The sequence below is a fragment of the Streptomyces sp. NPDC059224 genome, assembly GCF_042754285.1.
GTDB lineage: Bacteria > Actinomycetota > Actinomycetes > Streptomycetales > Streptomycetaceae > Streptomyces.
Genome location: NZ_JBHZAN010000078.1, coordinates 1 through 18,637 on the forward strand (window position 1 = coordinate 1; position 18,637 = coordinate 18,637).

Genomic DNA, 18,637 nt, shown 5'->3' on the forward strand with positions numbered 1-18,637 from the left:
GCGCCCTTCCCAGCCGCGTCTCAGGCGGTTCTTCGAAACCGGGGCCCTGCCGAGCGCCCCGTCAGGGTCGCTGGGGGTGCCCCCGGCGAAGGCCGGGGGAGGAATCGCGCGGCAAGCCAGGCCGCCTCCCCCCGCAGCGCGCGGACGACCGACGCCGCCCCGGCCGTCGGCCCTAAAGCCACCCGGCGAATTCGAGCAACAGCTCGGCGTCCTTCGGCCGCCCCACCCGGAGGGCCCGCACGCCCGACTCCACCGCCCGGAACAGCGTCCACCCCCGAAGCCGCTCCTGATCCACCTCCAGCGACTCCGCGAGCCGCTTGATGCGGCGCCTCGTGATCGTCGGACCCGACGGCGAGGCGATCAGGTCCTCCACCCGGTCCCGCACCAGCCGCGCCAGATCGAACGCACACTCCCCGACCACCGGATCCGGCCCCACCGCCAGCCACGGCAGCCGCTCCCCGGCCAGCACCTTGCTCTGCCGAAACGTTCCGTGCAGCAACCGCCGCTCAGGGGGCGCGGCCAGCAGCTCGTCCCGGGCGGCGAGCGCCGCGTCGACCAGCGGGGTGACCTCCAGGCCGGCGGCCGCCCGCATCGCCGTGGCCTGCCGGCCGGTCCGGTCCGCCACCGTCTCGAACGCCGCGCCCCGGGGCGGCTCCACCCACAGCCGGCGCAGCGTCCCCGCGGCCTCCAGCAACGCCTTCGCCTCCGGCAACGACCGCACCGAGACCTCCGGGTGCAGCCGCTCCAGCAGCAGCACCCCGTCGGCTCCGTCCGCCTCCAGCAGCCGTACGGCACCCAGCCCACCCCAGTGCGCCAGCGCCGCGGCCTCACTCTCCGGCCGGGCCCGGCGGGGCGCCAGCTTCAGCACCGCCGGTGTCCCCTCCGCCTGCCGGACCAGCAGGACGACGCTGCTGCGTCCACCGGGTTCCTGCACCCGTTCCACGGCCAACTCGCGTCGGGCGACGGCCTCTTCCACCGCTCCGGGCAGCTTCTCCAGCCACTCGTCACCGTCCGGCGCCGTCTCACCGAGCGCCTTCACCAGGCGCCGCGGCGGTTCGAAAGCCATACGCGAGTCGTTCCCTTCCTGCTCTGTTGTCTACGGAGTCGACGAGGCCGAGGGCGAGGGCGAGGCCGAAGCACCGGCCCGGCCCAGCGGCGCGTCCCGCTCGGCGAGACCAGGGAAGGCTACGCTCTGCCCGCTCCACCGCACCGCCCGCACCGCTGCCTCTCGCAGTGCCCCGGCCGCGGATCCGCGCCGCTCACCGGAGGAGGCCCGGACCAGGTCGGAGTAGACGTCGGCCACCCGTGCCTCCAGTGCGGCGGCGAGGCGTACGGCCGTCGTCGCGTCGGTGACCTCGAACGGCAGCGCGTAGGCCGCGTTCGCGGCGACGGGCGCCGCGCCCAGGTCCCGTACCTCGCGGGCGAGCGCGTCCCGCCGGGCCCGGTGCGCGTCGTAGGCCGAGCGGGCCTCGGTCAGCCGCTGCGCGCCGATCCGGCCGCCGACGACGCCGTACCCGTAGACCGCCGCGTGCTCGGCCGCCAGTGCTGCCTGGAGCGCCTTCAGCACCTCGGTCGTGGCCTCGTCGCTCACTTCTCACCCTCCGTCAGCAGGTAGGCATGCGCGGACCCGGACGCCGACACCCCGGCCAGCAGCCGCGCCAGTTCGCCGGGCACGTCCAGCAGTTCCTTGGCGCGCCGGTCGGCGAGGGTGCGCTCGGCGGCGGCCAGCGCGCTGAGCGCGGACCTCTCGTCGGCCGGCACCGCGGCCGAGGCCGACGCGGACACCGTGGCCGAGGGCGAGCGGGTCGCCGTGGCAGAGGCCGTGGCCTTCGTGTCCTGCGTGCCCTCCATAAAGGCCGCGGCGTGGGCCGCGACTTGGGCGCGCAGCGGCCGCAGCCGCTCCGCGAGCCCGGGATGGGCGGCGAGGACGGCGTCGTACTGCCCGAGCAGCACCTGGCTGTCCCGGGCCGCCCGCACGCGTGCCCGTGCGGTGGCGGTGACCGACGCGCCGCCGCCGTTGCCCGCGGGGTCGGGGGCGGCGGAGCAACCCGCCAGCACGGCGGCCGAGGCGGCCGAGACGATCAGGCTCCTGCGGCGTACTTCCCAGGGGGTACGCGACGGCGGGGGGAACGGCACGGCAGACGTCCTCGGGGGAGCTGGATACGAAAAAACGCGAAAGAAATGGGGCACGGGACGGACCCGCCCGTGATCACCGTACCCGCGCACCTGTCCGAAGCCACTCATCGGCACCGTCCGTACCCGGGTGGACGGCAACACTCCTCACGACCGGATACCCTTTGACCAGACACGCGACCCAACCCACAACAGCACACGCGGCCGAGGAGTCACCCGGATGAGCACGACCCAGAGCGAGAGGCTCCGAGAGCTCCTGGAACCGCTCGTCACCTCTCAGGGCCTGGATCTCGAAGAGATCGCCGTGGACTCCGTCGGACGCAAGAGGGTGCTGCGCGTGGTCGTCGACTCCGACACCGGGGCCGACCTGGACCGGATCGCCGATGTGAGCCGCGAGCTCTCGGCGAAGCTCGACGAGAGCGACGCGATGGGCGCGGGCGAGTACACCCTCGAGGTCGGCACCCCGGGCGCGGAGCGCTCCCTCACCGAGCACCGGCACTACGTGCGAGCCCTGGACCGCCTGGTGCGGTTCCAGCTGGCCGAGGGCGGGGAACTGGTCGCGAGGATCCTGGACGTCGACGACGAGGGCCTCGATCTCGAAGTGCCCGGCGTCAAGGGCCGCAAGGCCACCGGCCGCAGACTCGGCTTCGCCGAGATCGACAGGGCCCGGGTCCAGGTCGAGTTCAACCGCAAGGACAAGAAGGACATGACGGAAGAAGAGGAGGCGTAGCCGTGGACATCGACATGAGTGCCCTGCGGGGCTTGGTTCGGGAGAAGGAGATCTCCTTCGACCTGCTGGTCGAGGCGATCGAGTCGGCCCTCCTCATCGCCTACCACCGCACCGAGGGAAGCCGGCGGCACGCGCGCGTGGAGCTCAACCGGGAGACCGGGCATGTGACCGTGTGGGCGAAGGAGGACCCCGAGGACCTGGAGGAGGGTCAGGCGCCCCGCGAGTTCGACGACACCCCGTCGGACTTCGGGCGGATCGCCGCCACCACCGCCAAGCAGGTCATCCTGCAGCGGCTGAGGGACGCCGAGGACGACGCCACGCTCGGCGAGTACGCCGGCCGCGAGGGCGACATCGTCACCGGTGTGGTCCAGCAGGGCCGCGACCCGAAGAACGTGCTCGTGGACATCGGCAAGCTGGAGGCCATCCTGCCGGTGCAGGAGCAGGTTCCCGGCGAGACCTATCCGCACGGGATGCGGCTGCGCTCCTACGTCGTCCGGGTGGCCAAGGGCGTCCGCGGCCCCTCCGTCACGCTGTCCCGCACGCACCCGAACCTGGTGAAGAAGCTCTTCGCCCTGGAGGTGCCGGAGATCGCCGACGGGTCCGTGGAGATCTCCGCCATCGCCCGCGAGGCCGGTCACCGGACGAAGATCGCGGTCCGCTCCACCCGTTCGGGCCTGAACGCCAAGGGCGCCTGCATCGGCCCGATGGGCGGCCGGGTGCGCAACGTGATGGGCGAGCTGAACGGCGAGAAGATCGACATCGTCGACTGGTCGGACGACCCGGCCGAGATGGTGGCGAACGCGCTGTCGCCGGCCCGGGTCTCCAAGGTGGAGGTCGTGGACCTGGCGGCCCGGTCCGCCCGGGTGACCGTGCCCGATTACCAGCTGTCACTGGCGATCGGCAAAGAGGGGCAGAACGCCCGTCTCGCCGCCCGGCTCACCGGCTGGCGGATCGATATCCGGCCGGATGTCGAACAGGTGACCGAGTAGAGTGCCGACCCCCCGTCGTCGGTTCACCCGGACGGGGGGAATAGTTCCAAGCCGCAGGTCGCTTGGATTACGACAACGGCCGTTCGATCTTTGCCCCGAAGGGGTGAGGTCGGTGCGGGGAGGTAGACTTAGCAGTGTCTGGCCGGACGCGTGCCCGCGTATGCCCTGAGCGCACCTGTGTGGGGTGCAGGCAGCGAGCGGCCAAGACCGAACTGCTGCGGATCGTGGCGGTCGAGGGCGAATGTGTCCCCGATCCTCGCGGTACGCTGCCCGGCCGGGGTGCATATGTACACCCCGCCCAGGTCTGTCTGGACCAGGCGGAGCGCCGCCGGGCACTTCCGAGGGCGCTCCGCGTCCCGGGTCCGCTGGACGTAAAGGCGTTGCGGCCCTACGTCGAGCAGTAACACCGTTAGAAGCGTCGCGCGGAACCCCCGCGCGGCTCTGGTACCCCGCGAGTTGGAAGTAGGTCGAGATTGCGATGAGCACTCGATGAGCACGCGATGAGTACGCCCATGAAGTAGCGACGGTCCGGACGCACCCGGACCTAAAAGGAGCGAAGTGGCTAAGGTCCGGGTATACGAACTCGCCAAGGAGTTCGGGGTTGAGAGCAAGGTCGTCATGGCCAAGCTCCAGGAACTCGGTGAATTCGTCCGTTCGGCGTCCTCGACGATCGAGGCGCCCGTTGTACGCAAGCTGACCGACGCCTTCCAGGGCGGCGGCAACGGCAAGTCCGCCCCGCGCAAGGCTGCGCCCAGGCCCGCCGCGCCCTCTCCGGCGCAGGCGGCACGTCCGGGTGCCCCGAAGCCGGGCGCCCCGCGTCCGGCCGCCCCGCAGCCGCCGGCCCCTGCGGCGCCCGCCCCCGCGGCTTCGGCCCCGGAGGCGCCCGCGGCTCCGGCACCGGCGCCGGTCACCCCCGCACCGGCCGCCGCCGGCGGCCCGCGTCCGGGCCCGCGGCCCGCGCCGCGTCCGGCTCCGGCAGTGCCCGAGTTCACCGCGCCTCCGGCCCCTCCGGCCGCCCCGGCGCAGAGCCCGGCCGCCGCGCAGGGTCAGGGCCAGGCCCAGGGTCAGCGTCCCGGTGGCGCCCCCCGTCCCGGCCAGGGCGCCCCGCGCCCCGGCGGTCGTCCCGCCCCCGGCCAGGGCCAGGCCCGTCCGGGTCAGGGCGGCGGCCAGCGTCCCGGTGAGCGCGCCCCCCGTCCGGGCGGTGCCCGTCCGGCCGGTCCGCGTCCGGGCAACAACCCCTTCACCTCCGGTGGCTCCACCGGCATGGCCCGCCCGCAGGCTCCGCGCCCGCAGGGCGGCGCGCGTCCCGGCCCCGGCGGTCCCGGCGGTGCTCCCCGTCCCCAGGCGCCCGGCGCCCAGGGCGGCGGCCCGCGTCCCCAGGCTCCCGGCGGTGCCCGTCCGAGCCCGTCCGGCATGCCCCGTCCGCAGGGCGGTCCGCGTCCCGGCGGCGGTTCCGCAGGTCCGCGTCCGAACCCCGGCATGATGCCGCAGCGTCCCGCTGCCGGCCCGCGTCCCGGCCCCGGTGGCGGCGGTCGCGGTCCCGGCGGTGCGGGTCGTCCCGGCGGCGCCGGTCGTCCCGGTGGTGGCGGCGGCTTCGCCGGTCGTCCCGGTGGCGGCGGTGGCGGCGCCCGTCCGGGCGGTGGCGGCGGCTTCGCCGGTCGTCCCGGCGGCGGTGGCCCCGGTGGCGGTGGCGGCGGCTTCGGCGGCGGTCCCGGCGGCGGCGGTCGTCCCGGCTTCGGCGGTCGTCCGGGCGGTCCCGGCGGCCGTGGTGGCACGCAGGGCGCCTTCGGCCGCCCCGGCGGTCCGGCGCGTCGCGGTCGCAAGTCGAAGCGGCAGCGTCGCCAGGAGTACGAGGCCATGCAGGCCCCGAGCGTCGGCGGCGTGATGCTGCCGCGCGGCAACGGCGAGACCATCCGTCTCTCCCGCGGCGCGTCGCTCACCGACTTCGCGGAGAAGATCAACGCCAACCCGGCGTCCCTCGTCGCGGTCATGATGAACCTCGGCGAGATGGTCACGGCCACGCAGTCCGTCTCCGACGCGACCCTCGAGGTCCTCGCCGGCGAGATGAACTACACGGTCCAGATCGTCAGCCCCGAGGAGGAGGACCGCGAGCTGCTCGAGTCCTTCGACATCGAGTTCGGCGAGGACGAGGGCGGCGAGGACGACCTGGTGGTCCGTCCGCCGGTCGTCACCGTCATGGGTCACGTCGACCACGGTAAGACCCGACTGCTCGACGCCATCCGCAAGACGAACGTCATCGCGGGCGAGGCCGGCGGCATCACCCAGCACATCGGTGCCTACCAGGTCTCCACCGAGGTCAACGACGAAGAGCGCAAGATCACCTTCATCGACACCCCGGGTCACGAGGCGTTCACCGCCATGCGTGCCCGTGGTGCGAAGTCGACCGACATCGCGATCCTGGTCGTCGCGGCCAACGACGGCGTCATGCCGCAGACGGTCGAGGCGCTCAACCACGCCAAGGCGGCCGACGTCCCGATCGTCGTCGCGGTCAACAAGATCGACGTCGAGGGTGCCGACCCGACCAAGGTGCGCGGTCAGCTGACCGAGTACGGCCTGGTGGCCGAGGAGTACGGCGGCGACACCATGTTCGTCGACATCTCCGCCAAGCAGGGTCTGCACATCGACTCGCTGCTGGAGGCCGTGATCCTGACGGCCGACGCCTCGCTCGACCTGCGGGCCAACCCGAACCAGGACGCGCAGGGCATCTCGATCGAGTCCCGTCTCGACCGCGGCCGCGGTGCCGTGGCGACGGTCCTCGTCCAGCGAGGCACCCTGCGGGTCGGCGACACGATGGTCGTGGGCGACGCCTACGGTCGCGTCCGCGCCATGCTCGACGACAACGGCAACAACGTCGCCGAGGCCGGACCCGCGACGCCGGTCCAGGTCCTGGGTCTGACCAACGTCCCGGGTGCGGGCGACAACTTCCTGGTGGTGGACGAGGACCGTACGGCCCGTCAGATCGCCGAGAAGCGCGCCGCCCGTGAGCGCAACGCCGCGTTCGCCAAGCGCACGCGCCGTGTCTCCCTCGAGGACCTGGACAAGGTGCTCAAGGCCGGCGAGGTCCAGCAGCTCAACCTCATCATCAAGGGTGACGCTTCTGGTTCCGTCGAGGCCCTCGAGTCCTCCCTGCTCCAGCTGGACGTCGGCGAAGAGGTCGACATCCGCGTCCTGCACCGCGGCGTCGGTGCGGTCACGGAGTCGGACATCGACCTGGCGATGGGCTCGGACGCCATCGTGATCGGCTTCAACGTCCGTGCGGCAGGCCGCGCGGCGCAGATGGCCGAGCGCGAGGGCGTGGACGTCCGCTACTACTCGGTCATCTACCAGGCGATCGAGGAGATCGAGGCGGCCCTCAAGGGCATGCTCAAGCCGGAGTACGAGGAGGTCGAGCTCGGTACGGCGGAGATCCGCGAGGTCTTCAAGTCGTCCAAGCTGGGCAACATCGCGGGTGTTCTCATCCGCTCCGGCGAGGTCAAGCGCAACACCAAGGCCCGCCTCATCCGCGACGGCAAGGTCATCGCGGAGAGCCTCAACATCGAGGGTCTGCGCCGCTTCAAGGACGACGTCACCGAGATCCGCGAAGGCTTCGAGGGTGGTATCAACCTCGGAAACTTCAACGACATCAAGATCGACGACGTCATCGCGACGTACGAGATGCGCGAGAAGCCGCGGGTGTAAGACCCACGGTTGATGCTGGCCGACGGGAGTCCGCTCCCGTCGGCCAGCACTTTTCCCGCGGGCAGTGCGGCGGCTTCGCCGACCGCGGGGAAAGTCGGTCGAGTGCCCGGCAGGTACGGGGTACCGTTCCTGAACAGGGCCATCGATCCCGTGCCGGCGGGTGAACCGGTTACACGCATGTACGTGGGGACTCTGTCCTTCGACCTCCTCCTCGGCGACATCCACTCGCTGAAGGAGAAGCGCTCCGTCGTCCGCCCGATCGTCGCCGAACTCCAGCGGAAGTTCGCCGTGTGCGCGGCCGAGGTGGACCACCTGGACCTTCACCGCAGGGCCGGCATCGGCCTTGCCGTGGTCTCCGGCGACGCCGCGCACCTGACCGACGTGCTCGACCGGTGCGAACGGCTGGTCGCGGCCCGCCCCGAGGTGGAGCTGCTGTCCGTCAGACGGCGCTTCCACGGCGACGACGACTAGACCTGAGAACGACACAGAAGAAAGAACGGGAGACGGACCAGTGGCCGACAACGCGCGCGCCAAGAGGCTGGCGGACCTCATCCGAGAGGTGGTGGCCCAGAAGCTGCAGCGCGGGATCAAGGACCCGCGGCTCGGCACCCACGTCACCATCACGGACACCCGGGTGACGGGTGACCTCAGGGAGGCGACCGTCTTCTACACGGTCTACGGCGACGACGAGGAGCGGGCCGCGGCCGCCGCGGGCCTGGAGAGCGCCAAGGGCGTGCTCCGCTCGGCGGTCGGCGCCGCGGCTGGCGTGAAGTTCACGCCGACCCTGACGTTCGTCGCGGACGCCCTCCCGGACACCGCGAAGACCATCGAGGACCTGCTCGACAAGGCACGGGCCTCGGACGCGAAGGTCCGCGAAGTCTCCGCGGGCGCCGACTTCGCCGGTGAGGCGGACCCGTACAAGAAGCCGGGTGCCGAGGACGACGCCGACGAGACGGACGACGCCACCGAATGACCAGCAAGCCCACCCCGCCCGACGGCCTTGTCATCGTCGACAAGCCGTCGGGTTTCACCTCGCACGACGTCGTCGCCAAGATGCGGGGCATCGCCCGTACCCGGCGCGTCGGGCACGCCGGCACCCTCGACCCGATGGCCACCGGCGTCCTCGTCCTCGGCATCGAGCGGGCGACCAAGCTCCTCGGGCACCTCGCCCTCACCGAGAAGGAGTACCTGGGGACCGTCCGCCTCGGGCAGAACACCCTCACCGACGACGCCGAGGGCGAGATCACCTCGTCCACCGACGCCTCCGGGGTCACCCGTGAGGCCGTCGACGCCGGCATCGCCGAGCTGACGGGCCGCATCATGCAGGTGCCGTCCAAGGTCAGCGCCATCAAGATCGACGGTGTCCGGTCCTACAAGCGCGCCCGGGAGGGCGAGGACTTCGAGATCCCGGCCCGGCCGGTGACCGTCTCGTCCTTCACGGTCCACGACGTCCGGGACGCCATCGCCGAGGACGGCACCCCGGTGCTCGACCTGGTCGTCTCGGTGGTCTGCTCCTCCGGCACCTACATCCGTGCCCTCGCCCGCGACCTGGGCGCCGGCCTGGGTGTCGGCGGCCACCTCACCGCGCTGCGCCGCACGCGCGTCGGACCGTACAAGCTGGACTCCGCGCGCACCCTCGACCAGCTCCAGCAGGAGCTGACCGTGATGCCGGTCGCCGAGGCGGCCACAGCCGCGTTCCCACGCTGGGAGGTCGACGCCCGGCGGGCCGCTCTGCTCACCAACGGGGTGCGGATCGACATCCCCGAGCAGTACGCCGGCGCCGGTCCCGTCGCCGTGTTCGGCCCCGAGGGGCGCTTCCTCGTGCTCGTCGAGGAGCAGAAGGGCAAGGCCAAGAGCCTCGCCGTGTTCGGCTGATCCGACCGGTGTGCCCGTGGAGCGGCGGCCACGGGGTCTGCGCCGTCGCCGCTCCACGGTCCCCCTCGGTTCCCCCACCCCTAGGGTGTATCCACCCGTCCCGGGCTATTCACCCGACCGGGCAGGCGCTCGGAGTGAACCGGGGGAGCGGAGGGGGGCGCGTTCGCCACCCGCTCTGTCCCGCTGATCATTTCGCCCCTACCGTCGCAGGCAGGGCACGGGTGTACGGGCGGGGAGGTCGATCATGGCGGGACGGCGCCCGCGGACCGGGAGCGAATGCCGTACGGCGGACGGTACCCGGGAGGCGGGACAGGACATCCGGCCGGTGCTCGACGACCGGCTGGTCCGGGTCCGCGACCTCGCCGGGCGGCCGCGTGGCACCGGGTTCCTCGCCGACCATGACGGCACCCTGGTCACCAGCCACGAGGCCGTCGACGGGCTCGCCCGGATCGTGCTGCACGCGGTCGGGGACCGCACCTGCGTGGCCGGCCCGGACGCGGTCACCCTGCTGCCCGCCCACGGCCTGGCGCTGATCCGCACCGAGGGTCTCCGCGTGGATCCGCTGCCGATCACGGCACGGAAGCGGATCCCGGCCGGGACCTACGTACGGATCGCCGCCGATCGGTGGCGCGAGGCCCGGGTGCTGGCCGCGACCCAGGTGACGTACACCGCCACCGACCGCCTCCATCTCCTGGACGACGCCCTTGAGCTGGCGATGGGCACGGCGGCCCGGGACGCCCTGCGTCTCGGTGGCGGGGCGGCCGGCGGCCCGGTCCTCGACGCCGAGAGCGGCGCGGTCCTCGGCGTACTGGGCACCGCCCTGCGGTCCGGCCGGCGAGACGTGGGCTTCGCCGTCCCGCTCCACCACCCCGGCCCCGGCCCCCTGGCCGACCTCCTCGCCCGCAACGCGGCAAGCGTCCCCGCCTACGGCGCCGACCTCAACCTCGGCGGCATCCTGGAACTGACCGCCACATCGGTGGGCCAGGACGCCCCGCCGGGCACCCTGGCCGGTCATACCGGCCGCACCGGAGCGCCCCTGAGGGGCGCGCAGAACCGCGCGACCGGCCCCCATGCAGCAACCGGCCCCCACGCATCAGCGGCCACACGCTCACCTGCTGCCGCACTCTCGTCGGAATCCACCGACCCCGGGCATCCCGTCGAACGTACGGCGACCTCGAAGGAGCTGTCGGCCTTCGCCGAAGGCACCGGCGCCGGCAACGCGAACGGCACCGTCCTGGCCCTCGTCGGAGAGCCCGGCACCGGTCGCACCACCGAACTCGCCGCCCTCGCCGCCCGCCGCAACCGCGCGGCACACCCCGCCCCCACCCTCTGGCTCCGTGGCGCCGACCTCAAGGACGCCGACGGTTCGGTAGCCGACGCGGCCCGCCGCGCCCTGGAGCGCGCGGTCCGGATCGTCGCCGCCTCCCGCTCCCAACTCCCCGGCGACCTGGGCGAACTCACCGTCGAGCGGCTGGCCCGGCTCGCCTCCCGGGCCGGCCGCCCACTCCTCCTCCTGCTGGACGGCCCCGAAGAGATGCCAGCGGTCCTCGCACACCGGCTCACCGCCTGGACCACGGACACCGCCGGATGGCTGCGCGACACCGGCGCCAGGCTCCTGGTCGCCTGCCGTGAGGAGTACTGGGAGCGGGCCGGGGCCGCGTTCCCGGCCGAGCTGCTGCACCGGGGCACCGGCGACCCCGCCCGCGTCCGGCTGGCCGGCCTCACCCCCGACGAGGCCCGCCGCGCCCGCTTTCGCTACGGCGTCCCCGACGGCGCCCTCACCGACCGCGACGCCCGCCACCCCCTCGCCCTGCGCCTGCTCTCCGAGGTCCGCGCCGCCCTCCCGGACGCCCCCGCCGCCGGCCCGCTCGACCGCCACGACGTCTTCGCCGCTCACCTCGACCTGCTCTGCCTGCGCATCGCGGTCCGGCTGGCCGCGGAGAACGGCCTGCGCGGCACGGCCGTACGACGGCTCGCCGTGCGTGTCTGCGGCCGGGTGCACGAGGCCGCCCGGCGCAGCCTCGGACCCGGTCAGGGCGAACTGGACGGGGAGTCGTTCGAGGCGCTGTTTCCCCCGGGGCCCGCCAGGGACCGTCCCGGCGGCGGCTCAGGCTGGGCCGGCGCCGTGCTCACCGAGGGCCTGCTGGTCCCGGCGGGCGGTGGCTACCGCTTCGCGCACGAGGAGTTCGCCGACTGGATCCAGGGCCTGCACCTGGACCTGGACGACGCCCTGCACGCCCTCGTCCACCGCCCCCGCAGCCCCGAGAGCGCCCACCCGGTGCCCGTTCCGCACCACCGGATCGGCCCGGTCGTCCAGGCGCTGCTGCTCCTCGACCGCCAGTACGGACCGGCCCGGCTCGCCCCGCACCTCAACGACCTGGCGCACGCCCTCGACCTTGACCCCGACTCCTGGTGGGCCGCCCGGCTGCTCGCCCAGACCCTGCTGCGGCTGCCCGACGCCACGCCGTACACCGGGGTGCTGCGGCTGCTGGCCGACCGGGTGGTTTCCCGGCAACACCCCGCGCGCACCGAGTTCGGACCGGACTTCTGGACCGCGCTCACCCTGCCCGACGCCGAACGCTTCGACCTGCTGCGGAGGCTGGTCCGCGCGGACGAGCCCCTGCCCGGGACCGCGGGCGGCGGCCGCTTCGGAGCCCGGCCGACGGCGAAGGCGCCGGAGGGCACGGCCCCGCGTCACCTGGACGCCGTCGCCCGGCTGCTCGCCGCCGATCCCACCGCCGTACAGCCCCACCTCACCCGGTGGTTCGACGACGAGCGGCCGTTGCCCGCGATGCCGCACGCCACCGTGGCGACCGCGGCGCAGGCGCTGCTGCACACCCACCGCCGCCACGCACTGGACGACCTCACCGAGGTGCTGGTGGACGCCGCGCACCGGCGGGGCGACGAACTGCTGGCCGTGCTCGCCGAGGACGAGCCCTCCGCGGTGTGCCGGGCCGTGGACCGCTGGGCCCACGACGAGCGCCCGGCCCGCCGGGTGGCCGCCGTGGCCCACGCGCTGAGCGCCGCCCCGCACGTCCGCACCGAGCCCGACCGCGAACTGCTCCGTTATGCCGCGCTCGCCCTGCTCGCCCGCCCCGCCGACTGCACCCTGCACGGCGGCGCCCTGGCCCTGCTGGTCCGGGACCCGTGGACCCGGGCCCGCCATCTCCCGCAGGCGCTTCGGCACTTCGCCACCGGTGATCCGCAGCTCTCGCCCAGCGCCCTGGTCCCCGCCCTGGCCACCCACCCCGTCGACGTCCTGGCCGCCTTCCGCGCCCGGCTGCGCGGACCGGCCGCCGGGCAGGTGCTGCGCGCCCTCGCCGACGTCACCGCACCGGCCCTCGCCCACCGGGTCACCGAGCTGGTCCTCGCGGCCGTAGAGCTGGGCCCGGAGGCCGCCGGGCAGGTGGCCGGATTCGTGGAGCGCCGCCTGGAGCACGGTGCCGGGGCCCGCGCCGTCCTGCTGCCGCTGGTCACCGGGCTGCTGGGCGACGGCCCCGAGCCGGTGCGGGCGGCCCTGGCGACGGTACTGGGCGCGGCCGGCACCCCCGTCTCGCGCCCGCTGCGCCGGGAACTGCTGGAGCTCCTGCTGGACCATGAACGGGACCCGGAGGTCCTCGACGCCCTGCTGCACGCGGCCGCCGTACAGCGCGAGGACGACGGCGACGGGATGCGTGAGCTGGTCAGGCGCACCGGTCTGCTGCTGGTCCGCACCCCGGACGGGGCGAGCCGGTTCGACCGCGGACTGGTCGACCTGGGGCGGCACGTGCCCGGATTCGCCGCCCTGATGGCCCGCTGGCTCACCGACACCCCGGAGGAATGGGCCGCGGTGGTGGGGCCGAGCACCCGGCGCATGCTGGGGAACCTGGCCGGTGTGAGAGTGCCCGCGTGAGGAGCCGGACGCGTGCGCCAGGTCACAGCGACCGTGCCGGTGTGAGACGTGTCCGGCAAACATGGCACCCTTAGAGCTGCGTAAGACGGACAACGGACACAGGTTCGAGGAGCGGTCACAGTGCAGCGCTGGCGTGGCTTGGATGACATCCCCGAGGACTGGGGGCGCAGTGTCGTCACCATCGGGTCCTACGACGGGGTGCACCGCGGTCACCAGCTGATCATCCGGCATGCCGTGGACCGCGCCCGTGAGCTGGGCGTTCCGGCGGTCGTCGTGACCTTCGACCCGCACCCCAGCGAGGTCGTGCGCCCGGGCAGTCACCCGCCGCTGCTCGCCCCGCACCACACCCGCGCCGAGCTGATGGCGGAGCTGGGCGTGGACGCGGTACTGATCCTCCCCTTCACCACCGAGTTCTCGCGGCTGTCGCCGGCCGAGTTCGTGGTCAAGGTGCTGGTCGACAGACTGCACGCCAAGGCCGTCGTCGAGGGCCCCAACTTCCGCTTCGGCCACAAGGCCGCGGGCAACGTCGAGTTCCTCGCCGAGCAGGGCAAGGTCTACGACTTCGAGGTCGAGGTCGTCGACCTGTACGTGCGCGGGGAGGCGGGCGGCGGCGAGCCGTTCTCCTCGACCCTGACGCGGCGCCTGGTCGCGGAGGGTGACATGGCGGGCGCCCGCGAGATCCTGGGCCGCCCGCACCGGGTGGAGGGCGTGGTCGTACGCGGTGCCCAGCGCGGCCGTGAACTGGGCTTCCCCACCGCCAACGTGGAGACCCTGCCGCACACCGCCATCCCCGCCGACGGCGTCTACGCCGGCTACCTGCACGCCCAGGGCGAAGTGATGCCGGCCGCGATCTCCGTCGGCACCAACCCGCAGTTCGACGGCACCGAGCGCACGGTCGAGGCGTACGCCATCGACCGCGTCGGACTCGACCTGTACGGGCTGCACGTCGCCGTCGACTTCCTGGCCTTCGTCCGCGGCCAGGCCAAGTTCGACTCGATCGACGCGCTGCTGGAGCAGATGGCCGAGGACGTCAAACGGTGCCGGGAGCTGGTGGCGGCCGACGACGCCTGACCACGGTCCACGCCACAGGGCGGCCGGTGCGGTGAAGCACCGGCCGCCCTGTGGCGTTCTGGCTACTGCTGCGGAGGCTGCGGCGGCTCCTGGGGCTGTCCCGGCTGCGGCTGCTGCGGGAAGCCGTAGCCGCCGGGCGGAACCGGCGGAGCGGGGGGCTGGGCACCGGGCTGCGGATACCCGTAGCCGGGCTGCTGTCCCGGCTGCTGCGGGGGATACGGCTGTCCGGGCTGCTGCTGCGGGTAGGGCGCGGGCCGGCCGTAGTGCTCCTGCTGCGGAGGCTGTCCCGGCTGCTGCGGGTACGGCTGTCCGGGCGCGTACGGCTGCTGTCCCGGAGCCTGCGGCGGGGCGTACTGCTGGCCGCCGGGCAGTGGCTGGCCCGGCAGTGGCGGGGCGGCGACCGGCGGCGGGTTGCCGTCGCTGGTCCACAGGCCGTGCATCTGCTGGTGGCGTACGAAGTCCTCGGCGACCATCGCCGCGAGGTTGAAGTACGCCTCGCGCACCTTCGGCCGCATCATGTCGAGGTCGACCTCCGCACCGGCGGACAGATGCTCGTCGAACGGCACGACCACGACACCCCGGCAGCGCGTCTCGAAGTGCGACACGATGTCCTCGACCTTGATCATCTTGCCGGTCTCGCGGACTCCGGAGATCACGGTGATCGACCTCGACACCAGGTCGGCGTACCCGTGCGCGGACAGCCAGTCCAGGGTCGTACTGGCGCTGCTCGCCCCGTCCACCGACGGCGTCGAGATGATGATCAGCTGATCGGCGAGGTCCAGTACACCGCGCATGGCGCTGTAGAGCAGACCGGTACCGGAGTCGGTGAGGATGATCGGGTACTGCTTGCCCAGGACGTCGATAGCGCGCCGGTAGTCCTCGTCGTTGAACGTGGTCGAGACGGCCGGGTCGACGTCGTTGGCGATGATCTCCAGCCCGGATGCGGCCTGCGAGGTGAACCGCCGGATGTCCATGTAGGAGTTGAGGTACGGGATCGCCTGGACCAGGTCACGGATGGTGGCCCCGGTCTCGCGGCGCACCCGGCGGCCGAGCGTGCCGGCGTCCGGGTTGGCGTCGATGGCCAGGATCTTGTCCTGGCGCTCGGTGGCGAGGGTGGAGCCGAGCGCGGTGGTGGTGGTCGTCTTGCCGACACCACCCTTGAGGCTGATCACCGCTATCCGGTAGCAGGACAGCACCGGCGTACGGATCAGGTCCAGCTTCCGCTGACGCTCGGCCTCTTCCTTCTTGCCGCCGAGCTTGAACCGCGAGGGCGCGGCACCGGGCCGGCCGCTCTTCGCTTTCTGCTTCTTGTTGTTGAGCAGCCGGTCGGAGGACAGCTCGACGGCCGCGGTGTAACCCAGCGGAGCCGCACCGGGGTTGGTCATCTGCCGCTGGTCGTGCTGCATGGGCTGCGGCCAGGCGGCACCGACCCGCGGGTCGACCGGGGGCTGGGGGGCCGGTGGCACCGGCTGCTCGGGGTGCGGGGCCGCAGCGGGGGGCTGGACGGGCTGTGCGGCGCGCGGATCCTGGGGTGCCTGCGGCTGCTGACCGGGCTGCGGGAAGCCGTGGCCGACGGGCGGGGCAGGGGGCGCCGGGGGCTGAGCGGCCGGCTGCGGAAAGCCGTAACCGGCGGGCGCGGGCGCCTGCGGCACGGGAGCCCCGGGGTAGCCGTAGCCGCCCTGGGCGTCCGGGGCGGCGGCCAGCGGCGGCTGCGCGACCGGCGGCACGGGGGGCTGGACGCCGGGCTGCGGGAAGCCGTAGCCGCCCGGTGTCTGCGGCGGAACGGGAGCCTCCGGCTGCTGGACCGGGGGCTGGTTCCAGGCGGCGGGGGCGGGCGGCGGTGCCTGCGGTGGCTGGAACGCCGGCTGCTGGAAGGGTGCGCCCACGGGGCCCTGCCCGGGCGCCTGTTGGGGCTGCGGGCGGCCGGGCACCGGCTCCGACGGCTCCGACGGTCCCGACTGGGCCGGCCAGTGGGCGGCCGGTGCGGGGGCCGCGGGCTGGTAGGACGGCGGCAGGGGCGGCACCACGGCCGGCGGCGTGGGCGGCGTGGGCGGAGGCGTCCAGGCGGCGGGCGGCACGGCGGCCTCGGGCGCCGGGGGCGCGTCCTGCGGCGCGGGAGCGGCGGCTATGGCGTCCCGCGGCGCGGGGGGCGCGTCCTCGGGCTCGTCGGTGTCACCGGCGTCGTCGGTGTTCTCGGGGGCTACGGCGTCGGCCGCCAAGTGCGCCTCGCCGTCTGCGCTTTCGCCACCGTGGTGCTGTTCGTCGTCGGAGTCGTCGGAGTCTTCCTCGGAGCCGTCGTCGGTGTCGGAGACGGTGTCCTGGGGCTCGTCCCTCTCGGTGTCGTCCTCCGGGGAGGCGTCCTGGGCCGGTTCGGCGCCGAGCGGAGCGTCGTCCTCGGGACCGGTCTCGTCGGTGCCGACGTGCGGCGAGTCGTCGGCACCCCTGGGGCCGGAGTCGACCAGCAGCGCGATGACGTCGGCCGCCGGCTGCTCCGCCGCGTCGGCTTCGGTCTCGTCCTCGGCGCTGTCCTCGGCCGCGGTGTCCTTGGCGGCCGCCTGCTCTGCGGCCTCGGCGAGGTCACGCTTGAGCGCGACCGCGGAGAACCGCATCGTCGCCCCGCTGTCCAGGTCACCGTTGCCCGGCTCGGCCTCCGGTGCCGGCGCTTCGGCGGCGGGCCGCTGCGGTTCGAAACCGGCCGGCAGCTTCGGCACCGCGGTCGCGCCCTGTGCGGGCGGCGCGGCAGGGGTGAACGGCGCGGCGACCGGCGCCTGCGGAGCAGCCGGGGCCCCGGCGTCCGCGCTCGGGGCGGGCGGCGTGAACGGCGCGCCCGGCGTCGCGGTGGGCGGCGGCGTGAACGGAGCCCCCGGTGCCACCCTCGGAGGGGTGAAGGGTGCTCCCGGAGTTGACGCGGGCGCGGACGTGAACGGAGCTCCGGGCGTCGGCGCCGGCGGAGCACTGGGCGCCGCAGCGGGCGGCGGTGTGAACGGCGCGCCCGGCGTCGCGGTGGGCGACGGCGTGAACGGCGCGCCCGGGGTCGCGCTGGGCGGCGGCGTGAACGGAGCCCCGGGCGTCGCCGCCGGCGGTGTGAACGGCGCGCCCGGAGCCGACGTCGGCGCGGGAGTGAACGGCGCGCCCGGAGCCGACGTCGGCGCGGGAGTGAACGGACCGCCGGGACCCGGCGTTCCGCCCCCCTGCTGGGCATGCGGCGGGGGAGCCAGCCCCGGGATCGGCGCCCCCGGCGGGAACGGCGAACGGGGCTGCGCGGCGGGCGTCGTGCCGGAGCCGGACGCCGGGGCCCCCGGACCGCCGGCACCGTCGGCCGCCTCCGGTCCGCCCGTCGCGTTCTGCGTGTACCAGGCGGGCGGCGCGTAGTCGATCGTGAACTCGCCCGTCATCTCGTTGAGGGACTCCGCGTCGGGCTGGTCTTCGCCGGGTGTCGCCCAGCCCCCGCGGATCCCGTCCCGATCGCTGCTCACAGTTCCTCCTGGTGTGGTCGAGCACCCTCATGCCGTGCCGGCGCGACGACCGTGTCGTGTCGTTCTCAGCATCCGTATTCGTTTGAGGTAGTCCGATCCACCGGCTCTCCCCCTCAGGGCCCCGACGCCGCGTTCACGGTCCTGACGTCGCGCCCCCCTCCCAGCCTAATCACCGGGAGCCGGACCTCGGCAGGCCTGTCCGTCTCAATACGGACGTCCGCCTGGTCACACCATGCCCTGAACTCCTGTGCAGAACTTTCGTATTGCCCAACAATCGATGAACAAAACGGGCAAGAACCGCCAGTTCGGGCACCGGTTGACTGCGCGGCAACTGCGCGTCATGCCTGCGACGCCCTGGTGCCGGAGGGGGCGGGGCGCGTGCGCACGGGGGTGGAGGAGTGCGAGGCGGGCACGGCAAATGCCGCAGTCCTCCCCGAAGTTCTCACCGGCCGTCGACGGCGAGTGCGGGAAGCGGTGCAGGCAACTGCCCCCGCTCCGGCCGGGATTCGGCGGACCGCCGGGCGGGCTCGGCCCCGCCCGAGGGCCTTGTCACCCCCGACGGAGACGCGGCGGCGAGCTCGCCGCCATCCCGATGGGCGGCGACGCCTACGACAGGCGCCCCGGGGGCGCCGTGCCCCGTGTGCTCGGCATCGGCGGCGCCGAGGAGAACCGGGCCCGGTGGTGGGGGGGGGGGGCGGCCGGGGCGGCCATGCCGCCCGCCAGGGGTATGCCGAGCGGCGGGCGCGCCCCGGGGGCGCGCGGGCCCGGCTGG

General features: G+C 73.9%; 13 protein-coding genes. 9 read left to right on the top strand and 4 right to left on the bottom strand.

From position 1 onward, the window contains the following. Nucleotides 1-172: 172 nt before the first annotated feature. Genes ACFXI4_RS43940 through ACFXI4_RS43950 form a run of 3 tightly spaced genes read right to left on the bottom strand, consistent with a single transcriptional unit; the run spans nt 173 to nt 2,136 of the window. Nucleotides 173-1,066 (bottom strand): aminoglycoside phosphotransferase family protein, encoded by an 894-nt coding sequence (locus ACFXI4_RS43940; protein WP_385003138.1) that lies wholly within the window; start codon nt 1,064-1,066, stop codon nt 173-175. A 30-nt stretch (nt 1,067-1,096) separates the two neighbouring features. After that, on the bottom strand, nt 1,097-1,591 hold the full coding sequence (locus ACFXI4_RS43945; RefSeq protein ID WP_385003141.1) for a ferritin-like domain-containing protein: 495 nt from the start codon (nt 1,589-1,591) through the stop codon (nt 1,097-1,099). Continuing rightward, nucleotides 1,588-2,136 carry a hypothetical protein gene (locus ACFXI4_RS43950; protein WP_385003144.1) on the bottom strand — a complete coding sequence of 183 codons (549 nt, stop codon included), beginning with the start codon at nt 2,134-2,136 and terminating at the stop codon, nt 1,588-1,590. The genes ACFXI4_RS43945 and ACFXI4_RS43950 overlap by 4 nt, the downstream gene beginning before the upstream one ends. A gap of 217 nt (nt 2,137-2,353) precedes the next feature. Here ACFXI4_RS43950 and rimP point away from each other — a divergent pair, with 217 nt between their 5' ends. The 9 genes from rimP to ACFXI4_RS43995 all read left to right on the top strand — a co-directional run bounded on the left by rimP (nt 2,354) and on the right by ACFXI4_RS43995 (nt 14,389). Further along, complete coding sequence (rimP, locus tag ACFXI4_RS43955; protein ID WP_362730972.1) at nt 2,354-2,863, top strand: ribosome maturation factor RimP; 510 nt, start codon at nt 2,354-2,356, stop codon at nt 2,861-2,863. 2 nt (nt 2,864-2,865) lie between these two features. Next, complete coding sequence (gene nusA, locus ACFXI4_RS43960; protein ID WP_362730970.1) at nt 2,866-3,852, top strand: transcription termination factor NusA; 987 nt, start codon at nt 2,866-2,868, stop codon at nt 3,850-3,852. A gap of 134 nt (nt 3,853-3,986) precedes the next feature. Next, nucleotides 3,987-4,256: a YlxR family protein gene (locus ACFXI4_RS43965; RefSeq protein ID WP_362730968.1), complete on the top strand. Its 270-nt coding sequence runs from the start codon at nt 3,987-3,989 to the stop codon at nt 4,254-4,256. 154 nt (nt 4,257-4,410) lie between these two features. Continuing rightward, on the top strand, nt 4,411-7,551 hold the full coding sequence (gene infB, locus ACFXI4_RS43970) for a translation initiation factor IF-2 (RefSeq protein ID WP_385003149.1): 3,141 nt from the start codon (nt 4,411-4,413) through the stop codon (nt 7,549-7,551). 177 nt (nt 7,552-7,728) lie between these two features. After that, complete coding sequence (locus ACFXI4_RS43975) at nt 7,729-8,022, top strand: DUF503 domain-containing protein (protein WP_385003152.1); 294 nt, start codon at nt 7,729-7,731, stop codon at nt 8,020-8,022. Nucleotides 8,023-8,062: 40 nt separating this feature from the next. Further along, nucleotides 8,063-8,524, top strand: a complete 462-nt coding sequence (gene rbfA, locus ACFXI4_RS43980; RefSeq protein ID WP_362726960.1) for a 30S ribosome-binding factor RbfA — start codon at nt 8,063-8,065, stop codon at nt 8,522-8,524. Beyond that, nucleotides 8,521-9,426: a tRNA pseudouridine(55) synthase TruB gene (gene truB / locus ACFXI4_RS43985; protein ID WP_362726963.1), complete on the top strand. Its 906-nt coding sequence runs from the start codon at nt 8,521-8,523 to the stop codon at nt 9,424-9,426. Before rbfA ends, truB begins: the two co-directional genes overlap by 4 nt. Before the next feature lie 244 nt (nt 9,427-9,670). Continuing rightward, nucleotides 9,671-13,318, top strand: coding sequence for a trypsin-like peptidase domain-containing protein (locus ACFXI4_RS43990; RefSeq protein ID WP_385003156.1), 3,648 nt, complete (start codon nt 9,671-9,673; stop codon nt 13,316-13,318). A gap of 120 nt (nt 13,319-13,438) precedes the next feature. Next, a complete protein-coding gene (locus ACFXI4_RS43995; protein ID WP_385003159.1) occupies nt 13,439-14,389 on the top strand; it encodes a bifunctional riboflavin kinase/FAD synthetase in 951 nt (316 codons plus the stop codon). A 62-nt stretch (nt 14,390-14,451) separates the two neighbouring features. On the opposite strand, the gene ACFXI4_RS44000 is transcribed toward ACFXI4_RS43995, so the two are convergent. Beyond that, nucleotides 14,452-17,865, bottom strand: coding sequence for an SCO5717 family growth-regulating ATPase (locus ACFXI4_RS44000; protein ID WP_385003162.1), 3,414 nt, complete (start codon nt 17,863-17,865; stop codon nt 14,452-14,454). Between the last annotated feature and the right edge of the window lie 772 nt (nt 17,866-18,637).